The 17166-nt window shown below is 64.2% G+C and carries 19 protein-coding genes; 8 read left to right on the top strand and 11 right to left on the bottom strand.

Going from position 1 to position 17166, the window contains the following annotated elements:
* Nucleotides 1–47: 47 nt before the first annotated feature.
* From nosZ to KSS97_RS14360, 5 genes are read left to right on the top strand one after another with little or no spacing between them, the layout of a single operon-like run.
* Complete coding sequence (gene nosZ, locus KSS97_RS14340; protein WP_030138792.1) at nucleotides 48–1967, top strand: TAT-dependent nitrous-oxide reductase; 1920 nt, start codon at nucleotides 48–50, stop codon at nucleotides 1965–1967.
* A gap of 25 nt (nucleotides 1968–1992) precedes the next feature.
* Nucleotides 1993–3306: a nitrous oxide reductase family maturation protein NosD gene (locus tag KSS97_RS14345; protein WP_217859390.1), complete on the top strand. Its 1314-nt coding sequence runs from the start codon at nucleotides 1993–1995 to the stop codon at nucleotides 3304–3306.
* Nucleotides 3303–4220, top strand: a complete 918-nt coding sequence (locus KSS97_RS14350) for an ABC transporter ATP-binding protein (protein ID WP_217859391.1) — start codon at nucleotides 3303–3305, stop codon at nucleotides 4218–4220. Before KSS97_RS14345 ends, KSS97_RS14350 begins: the two co-directional genes overlap by 4 nt.
* Nucleotides 4217–5047, top strand: coding sequence for an ABC transporter permease (locus KSS97_RS14355; protein WP_030138795.1), 831 nt, complete (start codon nucleotides 4217–4219; stop codon nucleotides 5045–5047). Before KSS97_RS14350 ends, KSS97_RS14355 begins: the two co-directional genes overlap by 4 nt.
* 28 nt (nucleotides 5048–5075) lie before the next feature.
* Nucleotides 5076–5603, top strand: coding sequence for a nitrous oxide reductase accessory protein NosL (locus KSS97_RS14360; protein WP_030138796.1), 528 nt, complete (start codon nucleotides 5076–5078; stop codon nucleotides 5601–5603).
* A 417-nt stretch (nucleotides 5604–6020) separates the two neighbouring features.
* Here the strand turns inward: KSS97_RS14360 and KSS97_RS14365 are convergent, their stop codons facing one another.
* From KSS97_RS14365 to nirS, 11 genes are all read right to left on the bottom strand, one after another.
* On the bottom strand, nucleotides 6021–7517 hold the full coding sequence (locus KSS97_RS14365; RefSeq protein ID WP_217859392.1) for a nitrite reductase: 1497 nt from the start codon (nucleotides 7515–7517) through the stop codon (nucleotides 6021–6023).
* Complete coding sequence (gene cobA / locus KSS97_RS14370; protein WP_217859393.1) at nucleotides 7514–8356, bottom strand: uroporphyrinogen-III C-methyltransferase; 843 nt, start codon at nucleotides 8354–8356, stop codon at nucleotides 7514–7516. Before cobA ends, KSS97_RS14365 begins: the two co-directional genes overlap by 4 nt.
* 45 nt (nucleotides 8357–8401) lie before the next feature.
* On the bottom strand, nucleotides 8402–9580 hold the full coding sequence (nirJ, locus tag KSS97_RS14375; RefSeq protein WP_217859394.1) for a heme d1 biosynthesis radical SAM protein NirJ: 1179 nt from the start codon (nucleotides 9578–9580) through the stop codon (nucleotides 8402–8404).
* A gap of 42 nt (nucleotides 9581–9622) precedes the next feature.
* On the bottom strand, nucleotides 9623–10159 hold the full coding sequence (gene ahbB / locus KSS97_RS14380; protein WP_217859395.1) for a siroheme decarboxylase subunit beta: 537 nt from the start codon (nucleotides 10157–10159) through the stop codon (nucleotides 9623–9625).
* On the bottom strand, nucleotides 10134–10577 hold the full coding sequence (locus KSS97_RS14385) for an Lrp/AsnC family transcriptional regulator (protein ID WP_217859397.1): 444 nt from the start codon (nucleotides 10575–10577) through the stop codon (nucleotides 10134–10136). The genes ahbB (KSS97_RS14380) and KSS97_RS14385 overlap by 26 nt, the downstream gene beginning before the upstream one ends.
* Nucleotides 10570–11082, bottom strand: coding sequence for a siroheme decarboxylase subunit beta (gene ahbB, locus KSS97_RS14390; RefSeq protein WP_217859398.1), 513 nt, complete (start codon nucleotides 11080–11082; stop codon nucleotides 10570–10572). The genes KSS97_RS14385 and ahbB (KSS97_RS14390) overlap by 8 nt, the downstream gene beginning before the upstream one ends.
* On the bottom strand, nucleotides 11079–11537 hold the full coding sequence (locus KSS97_RS14395; RefSeq protein ID WP_217859400.1) for an Lrp/AsnC family transcriptional regulator: 459 nt from the start codon (nucleotides 11535–11537) through the stop codon (nucleotides 11079–11081). Before KSS97_RS14395 ends, ahbB (KSS97_RS14390) begins: the two co-directional genes overlap by 4 nt.
* Before the next feature lie 2 nt (nucleotides 11538–11539).
* Complete coding sequence (locus KSS97_RS14400; protein ID WP_217859402.1) at nucleotides 11540–12718, bottom strand: cytochrome D1 domain-containing protein; 1179 nt, start codon at nucleotides 12716–12718, stop codon at nucleotides 11540–11542.
* A complete protein-coding gene (locus KSS97_RS14405; RefSeq protein ID WP_217859404.1) occupies nucleotides 12715–13044 on the bottom strand; it encodes a c-type cytochrome in 330 nt (109 codons plus the stop codon). The genes KSS97_RS14400 and KSS97_RS14405 overlap by 4 nt, the downstream gene beginning before the upstream one ends.
* 186 nt (nucleotides 13045–13230) lie before the next feature.
* Nucleotides 13231–13539, bottom strand: a complete 309-nt coding sequence (locus tag KSS97_RS14410; RefSeq protein WP_030137677.1) for a c-type cytochrome — start codon at nucleotides 13537–13539, stop codon at nucleotides 13231–13233.
* 24 nt (nucleotides 13540–13563) lie between these two features.
* On the bottom strand, nucleotides 13564–15255 hold the full coding sequence (nirS, locus tag KSS97_RS14415; RefSeq protein WP_217859406.1) for a nitrite reductase: 1692 nt from the start codon (nucleotides 15253–15255) through the stop codon (nucleotides 13564–13566).
* A 198-nt stretch (nucleotides 15256–15453) separates the two neighbouring features.
* On the opposite strand from nirS, the gene KSS97_RS14420 reads away from it, so the two are divergent.
* The 3 genes from KSS97_RS14420 to KSS97_RS14430 are packed head-to-tail and all read left to right on the top strand — an operon-like array spanning nucleotide 15454 to nucleotide 17083.
* Entirely contained in the window at nucleotides 15454–16257 is an 804-nt protein-coding gene (locus KSS97_RS14420) for a CbbQ/NirQ/NorQ/GpvN family protein (protein ID WP_217859408.1), read from the top strand.
* Nucleotides 16241–16825, top strand: coding sequence for a cytochrome c oxidase subunit 3 family protein (locus KSS97_RS14425; protein ID WP_217859409.1), 585 nt, complete (start codon nucleotides 16241–16243; stop codon nucleotides 16823–16825). The genes KSS97_RS14420 and KSS97_RS14425 overlap by 17 nt, the downstream gene beginning before the upstream one ends.
* 12 nt (nucleotides 16826–16837) lie before the next feature.
* Nucleotides 16838–17083: a cytochrome C oxidase subunit IV family protein gene (locus tag KSS97_RS14430; protein WP_217859411.1), complete on the top strand. Its 246-nt coding sequence runs from the start codon at nucleotides 16838–16840 to the stop codon at nucleotides 17081–17083.
* The last annotated feature ends 83 nt before the right edge of the window (nucleotides 17084–17166 follow it).

Below are 17166 nucleotides of genomic sequence, written 5' to 3' on the forward strand. Positions count from 1 at the left end.
GCAAGACCTGGCCTCGACCCTTTCATTCTTCACGGAGCACACACAGCATGAGCGATAAAAAAATCCCGACGCCTGACGCAGTGGAAGAGCCCAGGGGCGTCAGCCGGCGGACATTCCTCGGCACTGGCGCGGTCACTGGCGCAGTGTTGGCGGGCGCCACCGCACTGGGGGCCGGAACGTTCACCCGCGAATCCTGGGCAGCGGCAGCCAAGGAGGCCAAGTCGAAGATCCACGTCGGCCCCGGCGAGCTCGACGAGTACTACGGTTTCTGGAGCGGCGGCCACCAAGGCGAGGTGAGGGTGCTCGGCGTTCCATCGATGCGCGAGCTGATGCGCATCCCGGTGTTCAACGTCGATTCGGCGACCGGCTGGGGCCTGACCAACGAGAGCAAGCACATCCTCGGTGACAGCGCCAAGTACCAGAACGGCGATTGCCATCACCCGCACATCTCCATGACCGACGGCAAGTACGACGGCAAATACCTGTTCATCAACGACAAGGCCAACTCGCGGGTCGCGCGCATTCGCCTCGACATCATGAAGTGCGACAAGATCCTCACCGTGCCCAACGTGCAAGCGATCCACGGCCTGCGCCTGCAAAAGGTGCCGTACACCAAGTACGTGTTCGCCAACGCCGAGTTCGTCATTCCGCACCCTAACGACGGTCACACCTTCGACCTGCAGGACAAGAACAGCTTCACGATGTTCAACGCCATCGATGCCGAGAAAATGGAGATGGCCTTCCAGGTCATCGTCGACGGCAACCTGGATAACTCGGACGCCGACTACACCGGCAAATACGCCGCCAGCACCTGCTATAACTCGGAGAAGGCCTACGACCTGGGCGGCATGATGCGCAACGAGCGCGACTGGGTCGTGGTGTTCAACATCCCGCGCATCGAGGCGGCGATCAAGGCCGGCAAGTTCATCAACCTGGACGGTTCCAAAGTGCCGGTGGTGGACGGCCGTAAAGTCGATGGCAAGGACAGCGAGTTCACCCGCTACATCCCCGTGCCGAAGAACCCCCACGGTCTCAACACTTCGCCTGACGGCAAATACTTCATCGCCAACGGCAAGCTCTCGCCGACCGTCTCGATGATTGCCATCGACCGCCTGGATGACTTGTTCAACGACCGCTACAAAGACCCGCGCGAAGTCATTGTCGCCGAGCCGGAACTTGGCCTGGGGCCGCTGCACACGACCTTCGACGGACGCGGCAATGCCTATACCACGCTGTTCATCGACAGCCAGGTGGTGAAATGGAACATGGACGAGGCCATCCGCGCCTACAAGGGCGAGAAGGTCAATTACATCAAGCAGAAACTCGACGTGCAGTACCAGCCCGGGCACAACCATGCGTCCCTGACCGAAACCAGCGATGCGGACGGCAAGTGGCTGGTGGTGTTGTGCAAGTTCTCCAAGGACCGCTTCCTGCCCACCGGCCCGCTGCACCCTGAGAACGACCAACTGATCGACATCTCCGGCGACGAAATGAAACTGGTCCACGACGGCCCGGCCTTCGCCGAGCCCCACGACTGCATCCTCGCGCGGCGCGACCAGATCAAGACCCAGAAGATCTGGAACCGCAACGACCCGTTCTTCGCCGAAACCGTGGCCCGGGCGAAGAAGGACGGCATCAACCTGGAGACTGACAACAAGGTCATCCGCGACGGCAACAAGGTGCGGGTCTACATGACCTCCATGGCGCCGGCCTACGGTCTGACGGAGTTCACCGTCAAACAGGGCAACGAGGTGACGGTGACGATCACCAACATCGACCAGATCGAGGACGTGTCCCACGGTTTTGTCATGACCAACCACGGCGCGAGCATGGAGATCAGCCCGCAGCAAACCTCTTCCATCACCTTCATGGCCGACAAGCCAGGCCTGCATTGGTACTACTGCAGCTGGTTCTGTCATGCGCTGCACATGGAAATGGTCGGGCGCATGCTGGTTGAAAAAGCCTGAGTCATTCATCGAGGAGGCAGGTGCAATGACCGGGAACATGTCGCATGCAAACGCTCATCGAACGGTCATTGCGCTGATGTTCTGTCTGTTGTCGGGCGGCGCGTCCAGCGCGCCGCAGTCGATCATGGACTTGCCATTGCAGGCCGAGGGCGACCAGCAATGGCGCCTGCCGGCCGGTGAGTACCGTGGCGCGTTCAGCATTGATCAACCCATGACGCTCACGTGCGCGCCGGACGCGGTTTTCCAGGGGCAGGGCGAGGGCAACGGCCTGGTCATCCGGGCACCGAACGTCCAGGTCCAAGGCTGCACCTTCCTGGACTGGGGCCATGACCTGACGGCCATGAACGCCGCCGTGTTCATCCAGCCTGCAGGGCAAGGCGCGGTGGTGCGGGCGAACCGCATGCAGGGCCAGGGCTTCGGCATCTGGGTCGATGGCACGCGGGACGTCAGCCTCATCGACAACCGCATCCAGGGCGACCCGGGCCTGCGCTCCCAGGACCGTGGCAATGGCATTCACCTGTACGCGGTGCATGGCGCGCGGGTCATCGGCAACCAGATCCGCGACACCCGCGACGGCATCTACATCGACACGTCCAACGGCAATCTGCTGCAGGGCAACACCCTGGAGGATTTGCGCTACGGCGTGCATTACATGTTCGCCAACGACAACCAACTGCTGGGCAACACCACCCGCCGCACTCGCACGGGCTATGCGCTGATGCAAAGCCGTCAGTTGACGGTGATCGGCAACCGTTCCGAACAGGACCAGAACTACGGGATCCTGATGAACTACATCACCTATTCGACCTTGCGCGACAACTTCGTCACGGATGTGCGCGACGGGTCCACCGGCGACACCATGATCACCGGCGCCGAAGGCAAGGCGCTGTTTATCTACAACTCGCTGTTCAACCGCATCGAAGGCAATCATTTCGAGCGCAGCGCCGTGGGCATCCACCTCACTGCCGGCTCGGAGGACAACCGCATCGCCGGCAATGCCTTCGTCCATAACCAGCGCCAGGTCAAATACGTCGCCACCCGGTTGCAGGAATGGTCGGCGGACGGGCGCGGCAATTACTGGAGCGACTACCTGGGCTGGGACCGCAACAGCGACGGCGTTGGTGATGTCGCCTATGAACCCAACGATAACGTTGATCGGCTGCTGTGGTTGTATCCGCAGGTGCGCTTGCTGATGAACAGCCCGGGCGTCGAACTGCTGCGCTGGGTGCAGCGGGCCTTCCCGGTGATGAAATCCCCCGGCGTGATGGACAGCCATCCGCTGATGCAAGCGCCCATTCAACCCTTTCCACGCAACGTTGCCCAGGAGGACGCGTCTTGAACGTCGTCGAAATCGAAGGCGTCAGCCAGCGTTATGGCGACGTCGCCGTGCTGCACGGGCTTGACTTGACCCTGGCCCAAGGCGAAGTGCTCGGCCTGTTCGGGCACAACGGCGCGGGCAAGACCACCACCATGAAGCTGATTCTCGGTTTGCTGCAGGCCAGCTCGGGGCAGGTGCGGGTCTTCGGCCGCGGGCCCAGCGACCCGGACGTGCGGCGCATGCTCGGCTACCTGCCGGAGAACGTCATGTTCTATCCGCAGTTGAGCGGGTTGGAAACCCTGCAGCATTTCGCCCGGCTTAAAGGCGCGGCGCCTACGCAGGTCGAGCGCTTGCTGGAGGAGGTGGGGCTGGCGGGCGCGGCACGACGGCGGGTGCGCACCTATTCCAAAGGCATGCGCCAGCGCCTCGGCCTGGCCCAGGCCTTGCTCGGCCAACCGCGCCTGCTGCTGTTGGATGAACCGACCGTGGGCCTGGACCCCATCGCCACCCAGGATCTCTATCAATTGCTTGATCGCCTGCGCTGGCAGGGCACCAGCATCATTCTCTGCTCCCACGTCTTGCCGGGTGTGGAGGCACACATCAACCGCGCCGCGATCCTCACCCGAGGGCGGCTGCTGGCCCTGGGCAGCCTGGCGCAATTGCGCGAGGACGCGGAGCTGCCGACGCTGATCCGCGCGTCGGGCCTGTCTCGGGCCGACTGGTTGCGCCAGCACTGGCGCAGCGAAGGGCACGCCACCCAGGGCTGGGGCGCCGAAGGCGTGCAGGTGTCCGCGCCGGATGGCAGCAAGTTGGTGTTGCTGCGCCAGTTGCTGGCCCAGGACGACCCGACGGACGTGGAGATCAAGCCTCCCTCGCTGGAAGATTTGTACCGCCACTACATGACCCGCGCAGCGACCGAGGAGGCCGGCCAATGAACCCGATCTGGAACATGGCCCGCAAGGAACTCAGCGACGGCCTGCGCAACCGGTGGCTGTTGGCGATCAGCTTGTTGTTCGCGGTGCTGGCGATCGGCATCGCCTGGCTCGGTGCGGCGGCGTCCGGCCAATTGGGCTTCACCTCGGTGCCGGCGACGGTGGCCAGCCTCGCCAGCCTGGCGACGTTCCTGATGCCGCTGATTGCCTTGCTGCTGGCCTACGACGCGATTGTCGGCGAGGACGAAAGCGGCACGTTGTTGCTGTTGCTGACGTATCCGCTGGGCCGCGGGCAGCTGTTGTTGGGCAAGTTTGTCGGCCATGGGCTGATCCTGGCCCTGGCGACCCTGATTGGCTTTGGCTGCGCGATGCTGGCCATTGCCGTGCTGGTGGATGACGTCGAGCTGAGCCTGCTGCTCTGGGCCTTCGGTCGCTTCATGCTGTCCAGCACGCTGCTCGGTTGGGTGTTCCTCGGGTTGGCCTATGTGCTGAGTTGCCTGTCGGCGGAAAAATCCACCGCGGCGGGGCTGGCGCTGGGCGTGTGGTTTTTCTTCGTGCTGGTGTTCGACCTGGCGCTGCTGGCGTTGCTGGTGCTGAGCGAGGGCCGGTTCAGTCCGGAGCTGTTGCCTTGGCTGTTGCTGTTGAACCCGACTGATGTGTATCGACTGATCAATGTGTCGGGGTTCGACGCCGCTTCCAGTGGGGCCGGCGTGTTGACGCTGGGCAGCGATTTGCCGGTTTCAGCGCCGCTGCTGTGGCTGTGCCTGGGGTTGTGGTTGGGGGTGCCGTTGTGGCTGGCCTATCGGTTGTTCAATCGCCGATGCCCATGAGTTTCTGGTCTTGATGAGGAAGGATGTGATGAACAGGATTTATCTCAAGGCGAGCCGTGTCCTGGCCGGGGTTCTGGTGTGCCTGGCGCTGGTGGCTTGCGACAAGGCTCAATCGCCGCCGGCTGCCCAGGCGGGACTGGCTTTTCATCCTGGGGATGAATGCCATGTGTGTGGCATGGTCATCACCGATTTCCCCGGGCCCAAGGGCGCGGCGGTCGGTGCCGGCGGGACGAAGAAGTTCTGCTCTCCGGCGGAAATGCTTGGCTGGTGGCTGCAACCGGAAAACCACCGCGCCGACGTGAAGCTGTATGTCCACGACATGGGCCGCAGCCACTGGGACGCACCGGACGACGCCCACCTGATCGACGCCCGCACCGCCTACTTCGTGATCGGCTCCGGGCTCAAAGGCGCCATGGGCGTGGTCCTGGCCTCCTTCTCCGACCCCGAGGCGGCACAAAAACTCGCCCACGATACCGGCGGCAAGGTCCTGCGTTTGGAGGACATCGACCAGAAGCTGCTGGGGCAGGCCGGGGCGATGTCATCGATGAGTCATTGACCGCTTTCGGCCTTTTGGGGTTGCTGCGCAACCCAGCGGGGCGGTGCGACGTTTCGCTAAATCCCATCGCCACAGGTATTCCAATCGCTTTGCAGTACACAGGCTGACACCGATCCCGTGGCGAGGGAGCTTGCTCCCTCGCCACGGGGATTGGGTGGCTGGAAGAAAGGGTTATCAACGCAGCCCTTGTGGCGAGGGGATTTATCCCCGCTGGGCTGCGCAGCAGCCCCTGGAACAGTCACCGAGGTGGGTCAGGTTGATTGGGCTTGGCCTTTTTGGGGTCGCTGCGCAACCCAGCGGGGATAAATCCCCTCGCCACAAATGCTTCGATTGGCTTGGAACACAAGGCCGACACCAATCCCGTGGCGAGGGAGCTTGCTCCCGCTGGGCTGCGCAGCAGCCCCCCACAATGCCAGGTCAGTGCGAGGTCCCTTCGGCAAACTCGATCTTGTTGCCCACGTTGTATTTGCCTGACGGTTTGTTCATCGGCATGCGTTTGATCTCCTTCAGGGTGTTGCTGTCGTAGACAATCAACGCACCATCGGTATCCCAGATGCTCAGCAGCAGGTAGCGGCCGTCGCGGGTGAATTCGACGTGGGCGGCGGTTTTCCCGGGCATCGGGCGCAGGGTGTGGGCGATTTCCAGAGTCTGCTTGTCGATCAGGTGGATGGCATCGTTGTCGGGGCCGAAAAACACATCGGTCCAGGCATAGCGGGAATTGACATGGCTGCGCAGGAAGAAGCCCGGCCCGAGGGTGGGGATCTGCTTGATGACTTTCCAGGTGTTGAAGTCGATCACCGAAATCAGCCCCTTGCTGATATTGGGCGTGGCGAACACCCAATGCCCATTGCGTTTCCAATAGGTCCCCGAGCCCAGGTGCGGCATGCCCGGCAGCGCGATATCCGTGACGATCCGTCCGGTGTCGAGGTTGATCACTTGCCCGCCCTGGGCCTTGCGCGAGGTGGCGAGTAGCTGCCGATAGTCGGGCGAGAAGGAAAAGTCATCCAGGTAATCCTCGGCCTCGATGCGCCTCGGCACAAAGTCCGGGTTCGGACCGGTGGACAGCTCCCAGACTTCCTTCACGTCCTTCAGCGCGACGATGAAGCTGTCCCGCGGCGGCGCCGTATAGACCGCGCTGACCCGCGATGCCTGGCCGTCCAGCCCGACCGTTGCAACGGTCTTGACCAGCGACAGGTCACGGGCATCCAGCACCACAAGATTGCCCGGCAAGGTATTGCCCACCAGCACCCAGCGACCGTCCTTGCTCACCGCCAGGTTACGGGTATTGAGCCCGGCGCGGACTTCGGCGATGAGCTTGAGGTTGTGCAGGTCGTACAGGCTGATCCAGCCGTCCCGTGACGCGAAGTAGACGAAACGGCCGTCCGGGGAGAATTTCGGGCCGCCGTGCAGGGCGAAATGCGAAGCGAAACGCGCCAGCACCTCGAAGCGATCGCCGTCGACGATATCGACATGGTGATCGCCGGCCTCCACCACCACGAACAGGTTCAGCGGGTCGGCGTTGTGCCGGGGTTTGTCCGGCAGGGTGGCGAGATCCGCCAGCAGGCGATGACTGCGGCGAGTGTCGTCTTCGTTCCAGGTCGGCTCGACGGCGGGTGGGCGCTGGAGATAGTCGGTCAGCCCATCGATCTGCGCGGCATCCAGCACGGTGCCAAACGCTGCCATCTGACTGGCGGGGCGGCCGTTTTCGATGACCTGGCGGATTTCGGCGGGCTTGATCCGGCTCAGGCTTTGCGGCAACAGCGCCGGCCCGGCTGCGCCGATGCGATTGACGCCGTGGCATTGCTGGCAGTGCTGCTGATAGTTGCGCTCGGCCTGGTCCAGGTCCGGCCCTTTGACGTCCGCACCGTGGGCCACGCTGATCCACAGCACTGGAGTGAACCACCAGCCCTTCATGACGCCACCTTCGAGGCGAAGGGTTGAGCCCGTGGCGTCGGATGAATACGCGCCGGATGCTGCACCGGCTGCTGGGCAAACAGGCCGACGACCTTGCCGATCACGGTCAATGTGGGCAGCCCGTCGGCACAGGCCTGGGCCATGTGCGGCAATTCACCCAGCGTGCCGCGCAGCACCTGTTGGTCAGGGCGCGTGCCGTTGCTGATCAACGCCGCCGGGGTGTCTGCCGAGAGCCCGGCCGCTATCAATCGCTCGGCAATGGTGCGCAGGTTCGACAAGCCCATGTAGAACACCAGCGTCTGGCTGTCATCGGCCAGGCTGCGCCACGGCAAGTCCAGCTCACCGTCGCGCTGCAAATGACCGGTGATGAACCGGCAGGAATTGACCAGGTCGCGATGGGTCAGTGGAATGCCGGCATAGGCCGAGCAGCCGGCCGCGGCAGTGATGCCGGGCACCACCTGGCAGTCGATGCCGCGAGACAACAGGTACTCCAGCTCTTCAGCGCCACGGCCAAAGATGAACGGGTCGCCGCCCTTGAGCCGGACAACTCGCTGGCCCTGGTCCGCCAGATCGGCCAGCAGTTGGTTGATCTGCGGTTGGGGCAGGCTGTGACAACCGGCGGCCTTGCCGACGTAATGGCGGGCGCAAGCCAGTGGGATCAGGCTGAGCAACTGCGGGCTGATCAAGCGGTCGTAGACCACCGCGTCGGCTTGCATCAGCAGGCTCCAGGCTCGCAAGGTCAACAGGCCCGGATCACCGGGACCGGCGCCGACCAGGGCGACTTCCCCAGGCCGGAAGGACGATTGCAGGGCAGCGGGCAAAACGATGGGGGCAGGCATGGGACTTCCTTGGTTCTTCATCAGGTTCGCCGTCGGGCTATCGGGCTATATCGGGCTCAGCGCCACGCTGGGAATCGCGTGCACGCCGATTTCTTCATCGCTCAGGTGGCAACCGGGGTCTTGGCCCCACAGGTCGCCGTCGGCCCAGGCGCGGGTGCGGGTGTTGCCGTTGCAGATCGCCAGCCAGCGGCATTGGCCGCAGCGTCCGCCGACGGCGCGCGGGTGCTCGCGCAGTTTTAGGAGAAGCGGCTCGGGGCGCTCCAGCCAGAGGGTCTTGAACGGTGTCTGGCGGACATTGCCCACCGAGTGCTGCCACCAATACGTGTCGGGATGGACCTCGCCGGTGTTGTCGATGTTGGCGATGCCGGCGCCCGAGGCATTGCCGCCCCAGGCCCGCAGCATTTGCTCCAGCGCGGCGGAGTGTTGGGGCAGGCGCCGGGCGGCCCATTGCAGCAGCAGGATCGCGTCGGCGTCGTTGTTGCCGCTGACAAAGTCACTGTCGCGCCCCTGTTCGACGTCCGCCCAGGCGCGCTCGAAAATCAATTCCATCGCCTCGCGGCTCATCTGCTGGTGGGCGTCGAGCTTGCGGCTGCGCTTGCCGCGACCGCTGTAGTTGAGATGGGACAGGTAGAACTTCTGCACATCGTATTCGTTCATCAGTTCCAGCAGGGTGGGCAACTGCAAATGGTTCTGCTGCGTCAGCGTCGTGCGTAAACCCACCCGAATCCCGCGCGCGCGACAGAGCCGGATCGCCGCCATGGAACTGGCGAAACTGCCCTTGAGTTGCCGGAATTCATCGTGGGTCGCTTCCAGCCCATCGATGCTGATGCCCACGTAATCGAAGTTCGCCGCCGCGATCTGTTCAATGTTAGTGGCGTCGATCAGCGTGCCGTTGGTGGACAGGGCGACGAAGAACCCTTGGGCGCGGGCATAGGCGCTGAGCTGGAACAGGTCCTCGCGCAGCAACGGTTCGCCGCCGGACAGGATCAGCACCCGGACCCCGGCGTCGTGCAGGTCGTCGATCACTTGCAGGGCTTCGGCAGTGTCCAGCTCATCGCGAAACACGCTGTCGGCGGAGGTTGCGTAGCAATGCTTGCAGGTCAGGTTGCAGCGCCTGAGCAGGTTCCAGATCACCACCGGCGCGCGGCGACTGCCGGGGGGCGCGACGCGTGGAGCGGGGCATTGCCCGGCCAGGGCGCGCAGGTAATGGCTGATCCTCAACATAAAACGCTCCTTCGGTTGGCATGCAGGGGTTGGCGTGCAGGCTCAACGCGCGGCCGGCGTCAGGCGCAGGCCGGTTTTCTTCAGGATCCGGCTGCTCACCAGCATGTCGTCGGCGGCGCAGGCATCTCCCAGCAGATAGCGCAGGTGCTCGCGGTAGCCGTCGATTTCCTCGCGGCTGCGCCCGTGGACCATGGCGAACAGGTTGTAGCGCCAGCCGGGGCGGCGCGGACGGCGGTAGCAATGGCTGACGAAGGGCTGTTCGCCCAACAGCGCACCGAGGCGTGGCATGTCGGCGTCGGCGACATCCCAGACGGTCATGCCGTTGTGGCGGTAGCCGAGGCGATAGTGGTTGGGCACGGCGGCGATGCGGCGGATCGCGCCTTCGGCCTGCAAGCGCTTGAGCAGGTCGAGGGTGGACTCGACGCTCAGGCCCAGTTGCTCGGCGAGCCAGCTCCAGGGATCTTCCAGCAAGGGCAGGCCGGCCTGGGTCAGTTCGACCAGGCGCAGTGCCAGCGGGGTTTCTTCCGGGCTCAGTGGGTGTTGCCGCAGCGAATCAAACCGGGAAATACAAGCCGACATGGTAGGTCTCCTCCTTGGGCAGGTTCAGCGGCACCAGGTCGGTCAGCCGCTCGATGCGCAGCAGGGTGTCGGTGATCGCCTGTTCGCTGGGGCAGGCGAGCACGAACCACATGTTCCAGGCGTGCTCGCGGCGGTAGTTGTGGGCCACTTCGGGCATATCGGCGAGCAGCTCGGCGATGCTGTCGAAACGCGCTTCAGGCACCGACAGGGCGGCGAGGGTGAACGCGCCGCCGAGGCGATCGATGTCGAACATCGGGCCGAAACGGGTCAGCACGCCTTCATTGAGCAGCTCATGCAGGCGGTCGAGCAGCTCGGCGCTGTTGCTGTCCAGTTCGCGGGCCAGGTGCTTCCAGGGATGGCGCACCAGGGGCAAGCCCAGTTGCAGCCGATTGATCAGGCGGCGGTCGAGGTCATCCATCGATCGAGGCTCCGGCCGGTGCGGCGAAACGTCCGCCGCATTGCTTGAACAGGTGCGTGCTGAACAACAGTTGGTGCGGCAGGTCATCCAGCATATGTTCCTGGAGCAACGCCTGGACCTGGGCCTCGACGCGGTCGCGCTGGCGCCCGTGGATCATGCAGAACAGGTTGTATTGCCACTGCGGCAGGCGTCGTGGCCGTTGGTAGCAAAGGTTGATGCCCGGGGCTTGGCCAAGGCGTCGCCCGACTTCATCGACCAAGGCGTCGGGCACGTCCAGCACCAGCATGGCGTTGGCGGAGAACCCCAAGGCCCGATGGTTGACCACCAGGCCGACGCGGCGGAACAAGCCTTGTTCGTGCCATAACCGCATCTGATCGAGCACCTGCGCTTCACGGGCCTCGATCTGTTCGGCCAAGGCCTGGAAGGGGCGCGGGGTCAGGGGCAGGCCGGTTTCCAGCAGGCGGCGCAGCGCCAGGGATTGTGCCTCGCTGAGGGTGATGTTCATGGGGCGGTCTCCAGGGCAAAGCCCAGGTCGATGCGGTAGGCGGTGAGCATGGGCAGGTCCAGCGGCGTAAGGCCGGTGTCCTGCTCCAGTTCCTGGAGGATGATGTCCAGGTGGGCGCGGTCGGGGCCGGTCAGTACGAACCAGAGGTTGTAGCGATGCTCCCGTGCGTAGTTGTGATTGACTTCGGGGTACTGGCTGACGCGCGCCGCCACCTGGTGCAGGCGCTCCGGCGGCACGGCGAGGGCGGCGAGGGTGCTGGCGCCAGCCCGGCTGTGCTCGAACACCGGTCCGACGCGCGACAATGTCCCCGCCAGTTGCAGGTGCTGGAGGCAGTCGATGACCTGGGCCTCGCTACAGCCCAGGGTTTCGGCAATGGCCTTGAAGGGTTCGGCGCACAGCGGCAAGCCGTGTTGAAAGCGGTCGATCAAGCGGCGAGCGAGAGGGCTGGGTGTCATGGTCAATACCCTGGCTTGTGCGCACGGCTGCTGAAGAAAATGCCGCTGGGGCTCAGCGACGGCAGCGTGCCGATCCGTTCCAGTCGATAGGGATCCCAGACTTGCACTTCACCGCCATCCCGGACTGACAGCCACAACTGGTCGCCGCGGGCGGTGAATTCCATGTGCAATACCGCCGGCCCGGGCCGAAGGTCGGCGACGATGGCGTGGGTCTGGGTGTCGATGACCTGGACCCGGTCGTTGTCCGGGTAGGCGAAGTTGACCCAGAGTTGGCGTCCGTCCGGTCGCGCGGTGACGAACACCGCTTGCCCGGCGACGGCGATGGCATCGACCTGTTGCCAGGTCGTGGCGTTCATCACCAACACCTGATGGTGACCGACGGCGGGCACGAAGGCCTGTTGGTCGGCCACGGCCCAGCCTTCCAGGTGCGGCATCTTGTACACCGGCAACCGGGCCTCGCCGCGTCCGTAATGCCCCAGCACGCGCTTGACCCCGTGCTCCGGATGCCAGAGATCGAGTTGCGCCATGCCGTCTTCGCCGAAGAGCCCGGCCATGTAGTAACGCCCGTCCGGGGTGATCAGCGCGTCGTAGGGTTGCTGGCCGATGCCGGTGAAACGCTCGATGCGCGGCTTAGGTCCGTCACTGAAATCAGCGGTCCAGATCTCGCCGGTGTCGAACAGGCTGAACACGAAACGCTGACCCGGCGCGTCCACCAGGCCCACCACCCGGGAGCGTTTGCCGGCGTCCGGCAGCGGCGTGGCCGGGATGTCGGCGAGCTGTTCCAAGGTCCGGGCATCGAACACCTTCACGCCACCCGGTTCGTAGTTGGACACGGCGATCAGCTTGCCGTCCTGGCTGATCGCGCCGCCGATGCTGTTGCCGCCCTGGAGGATGCGGCGGTCGATGCGGGCGGTCAGCAGGTCGACTTTGCTCAGGCCACCGTCGCGACCGAACACGTAGGCGTAGCGCTGGTCCCGGGAGAACACCACCGAGGCATGGGACAGGTCGCCGAGGCCGTCGACGCGGGCGAGCAGGGTGTGGCTGTCGCTTTCGATGATTTGCAGGCTGCCGTTGGCGCGTTCAACTACTACGCCCAAGTCGCCAGTGCCGCGCAGGGTGGGCTGGGCGCAACCGGCGAGCAGGATTGCAGCGGTGGCAATGGACAAAAGGGAACGGATCATCGGGCGGGTTTTCCTTGAATAAGCCGGTCCACTAGCCAGCGAATGTCGTCGGGGCCGAGCAGTGGCGCCCAGCCGGGCATGGCGCTGCCGGGGCGGCCCAGGGTGACGGTGGCGATGAGGCTGTCGCGGGATTTTCCCGCCAGCGCTTCGCGGGTCAGCGGCGGGCCGAGGCCGCCGGTCATGCGCAGGCCGTGGCAGGCGCCACAGTCCTGGTCCAGGAGATGTTGGAGTTGGGCCTGGCGCGGCGGGTCGGGAGCGGCCAGCGCGCAGGCGGGTATAAGCAGGAGGAGGGCGGTGATCGAGGGGGTGAAGCTGTGTCGTTCCATGACGTCCTCCGATATTGAATTTTTGCATGTCCCCTGTGGCGAGGGGATTTATCCCCGCTGGGGTGCGAAGCAGCCCCAGAAAAGCAGAACCTATCTGCCTGACACACCGCGCTGTCAGGTTTCAGGGCTGCTTCGCACCCCAGCGGGGATAAATCCCCTCGCCACAAGTGATTTGCGCCTTGTAAGTTATTTAAGGGTCAGAACCCAAGCCGCCAGCGTCTTGGCCTCTTCTTCCGTCACCGGGTTGGCCGGCATCGGCATCGGTCCCCAGTTGCCTTGGGTGCCTTCCTTGATGTGTTTGGCCAATACGTCCTGGGCTCCGGCGACGCCGGCGTTTTTTGCCGCGACGTCCTTGAGCGCCGGGCCTACCACCTTGGTGTCGATGGAGTGGCAAGCCGCGCAAGGCTTGCTCTTGAACAGTGTCGGGCCATCATCGGCCAGGGCCGGCAGGCTGTAGGCGGCGGTCAAGGCCAGTGCGATCAGAATAGGCTTCATGGTTTTTCCTCTTATTGATGGGGCTCAATAGATGTCGTGTTGGGTGTTGTAGACGTTGAATTTCCCGGTCGGGGTGATCAGGCGCTTGTCCTTGATCACGTCCTTGACCTTGAGGGTCTTGTCGTCGATCACCACCAGCGCCGACTCGTCTTCCTGGCCACTCCAGACCGAGAACCAGACTTCGTCGCCAGCCTTGTTGTATTCCGGTTGCACCACGCGCAAGGCACCTTTCTTGATGCCGGCGTACTCGGCAATCGGCAGCACGGTGTAGCCAGCGTCGAGCTTGTCGATGTTGAACACCGCCACCGATTGGCTGAGCTTGGCGTCCGGGCTGAGGGTGGTGTCGACGTACAGGTGACGGGACTGTGGATGGGTCTTGATGAACAGCGAACCGCCGCCCTGGCCCTGCAGCGAACCCACCTGTTTCCAGGCGTATTGCGGGTGCTTGACCGGGTCGGTGCCGATCAGCGAAACCCCGGCGTCGCCCAAGTGGCTGGTGGCCCAGACCGGTCCGTAGAGCGGATGATTGAAGTTGGCGCCGCGTCCCGGGTGCGGGGTCTTGCCGACGTCCACGAGGGCGGTGAGCTTGCGTTCCTTGGAGTCGATCACCGCGACTTTGTTGGAGTTGTTGGCGGCCGTCATGAAGTAGCGATGGCTGCTGTCCCAACCGCCGTCGTGCAGGAACGGCGCGGCGTCGATGCTGGTGATGGTGAGGTTCTTGATGTCCTGGTAGTTGACCAGCATCACCTTGCCGGTTTCCTTGACGTTGACGATGAACTCCGGCCATTCGTGGGAGGCGATGATCGCCGCGACGCGAGGTTCGGGGTGGTATTGCTGGGTGTCGACGGTCATGCCCCGGGTCGAGACAATCTGCTTGGGCTCCAGGGTCTCGCCGTCCATGATCGTGAACTGCGGCGGCCAGTACGAGCCGGCAATCGTGTACTTGTCTTCGTAGCCCTTGAACTTGGAGGTTTCCACCGAGCGGGCTTCGATGCCTACCTTGATTTCCGCGACCTTGGTCGGCTCTTTCGGCCACAGGTCGATCATGTCGATCTTGGCGTCCCGGCCGATGACCAGTAGATAACGCCCGGAGGCTGAAATGCGCGAGATGTGCACCGCGTAACCGGTGTCGATCAGCTTGACGATCTTCTTGGTGTCCCCGTCGATCAGGGCGATCTTGCCGTCGTCGCGCAGGGTCACCGAGAACAGGTTTTGCAGGTTGAGGTTGTTGAGTTGCTTGGTGGGTCGGTCCTCGGGCTTGACCAGGACTTTCCAGGTCTTGAGGGTTTCGGCCATGCCCCATTCCGGTGGTGTCGGCGGGGTGTGCTGGATGAACTTGGCCATCACCGTGATCTGGTCCTTGGTCAGGGCGTTGGAAGTGCCCCAGTTCGGCATGCCGGCGGCGGAGCCATAGGTGATCAGCGCCTCCAGGTAGGCCTGGCCACGTGCCTGGGTGATGTCGGGCGTCAGGGGCTTGCCGGTGGCGCCCTTGCGCAGCACGCCGTGGCAGCCGGCGCAGCGTTGGAAGTAGATTTCCTTGGCCGCGTCGAAGTCGGCTTGGCTCAGGTCCGGCGCGCCGTCGGTCTTGACCATGCGCGGGCTGTCCTGCGAGGTGGCCTGCGCAGGGGGTTGGTCGGCGAAGACGTAAGGGGAGGCCAGCACTGTACACAGCGCCGTGACCCTCATCGCCCACGATTTTTTGTGGCTGATCAGCATTCCATTTCTCCTCAGGCATGACCCGCGCTGCCCCCGTAAATGTCGTCCGGCGCGCAGATTCTTGGTGCGCTGCAAGGCTATGCCGAGGGCAATGGTTAACCGCTTGACGGCGATCAAGTTTGCCGGCCGCAAGCCTTGCCAGGTTGTCGCAGGGCCTCGTAGCTTGAGTGGCAATCCGTTGTCTGATCAGGCCATTCCATGAACGCAATCCATACCGCGCAACACCCCGGCGAACCCTTCTATCAAGCCCAGGACAACGAACAGGCATTGTTCGAACAGGCCTGGCGCCACGGCATGCCGGTGCTGATCAAGGGGCCGACGGGCTGCGGCAAGACCCGTTTTGTCCAGCACATGGCCCATCGCCTGAAATTGCCGCTGTACACCGTCGCCTGCCACGACGACCTCAGCGCCGCCGACCTGGTCGGCCGTCACCTGATCGGCGCCCAGGGCACCTGGTGGCAGGACGGACCGTTGACCCGGGCGGTGCGCGAGGGCGGCATCTGTTACCTGGACGAAGTGGTCGAGGCGCGCCAGGACACGGCGGTGGTGCTGCACCCGCTGGCGGACGATCGTCGGCAGCTGTACCTGGAGCGCACCGGCGAGGTTTTGCAGGCGCCGCCGTCGTTCATGCTGGTGGTGTCGTATAACCCCGGCTACCAGAACCTGCTCAAGGGCATGAAGCCGAGCACGCGCCAGCGTTTCGTGGCCATGCGCTTCGGCTACCCGACGGTGCCCGACGAAGAGCGCATTGTTGCCCGCGAGGCTGGAGTCGACATGGCCTTGGCTGCCCAGGTGGTGCGCTTGGGGCAGGCGCTGCGCCGGCTCGATCAGCACGACCTGGAGGAGGTCGCGTCCACCCGTCTGCTGATCTTCGCGGCCCGCATGATCGGCGCCGGGATGGACCCGCGCCAAGCTTGCCTGGCGTGCCTGGCCGAACCGTTGAGCGACGATCCACAAACCGTGGCCGCGCTGATGGATGTGGTCGATGTCCATTTCGGCTGAGAGCGTTGGAATGTCCCGGCGGTTGCCCGGCGACCTGGCGATGTGGTTCTTCATCCTCGCCGAGCTGACGGTGTTCGCGCTGCTGATCCTCGCGTTCACCGTCGCCCAGGCGCTGCGCCCGCAGATGTTCAGCGAAGGCCGCCAGTTGCTGGACCGCTCCACGGGCCTGGCGATGACCCTCAGCCTGCTCACCGCCGGGCTGTTCGCTGCCCTGGCCCTGGAGCAAGCCCGGCAAGACCGACCGCGTCGAGCCGCGCTGTTGTTGGGCGGCGCGTTGCTGCTCGCCTGTGGCTACGTAGGGATCAAGCTCGGCGAGTACGCCCACCTGCTGGCGAATGGCCTCGGCATGGAGCACAACACCTTCTTCACCTTGTACTGGATCCTCACCGCGTTCCATTTCCTCCATGTGCTGCTGGGCATGGTCATCCTCGCATGGCTGGCCGAGGGCTGCCGCCGCCGGCGCTACGGAGCACGACAACACAGCGGGTTGGAATCCGGCGTGCTGTATTGGCACATGGTGGATCTGGTCTGGGTGCTGCTGTTCCCGGTGGTCTACATCCTCGATTGAATGGAGGTGCCCATGTCGACGTCCCGTGTATTGATCATCTGCTGGGCGATGCTGGCCATGCTCAGCACCGGCACCGTTGCCTTGGCCCAGTTCGCTGCCAACGGGCTGGTGGCAATCGCCATCCTGGCAGTCGCCGTGACCAAGGCCTGGCTGATCGCCGACGGCTTCATGGAACTGCGCCATGCGCCGCGGTTGTGGCGGCGGTTGATGTTGAGCTGGGCGGTGGTGCTGGCGGTGGGGGTTTCGTTTGGGGTCTGAATCCCTGCGTAAACCCCCGTGGCGAGGGAGCGGGTCCCTCGCTACGAATGTGACACTGGACGAATGTGGGGACGTGGCCAATT

Origin of the sequence: Pseudomonas alvandae (assembly GCF_019141525.1) — a bacterium.
GTDB lineage: Bacteria > Pseudomonadota > Gammaproteobacteria > Pseudomonadales > Pseudomonadaceae > Aquipseudomonas > Aquipseudomonas alvandae.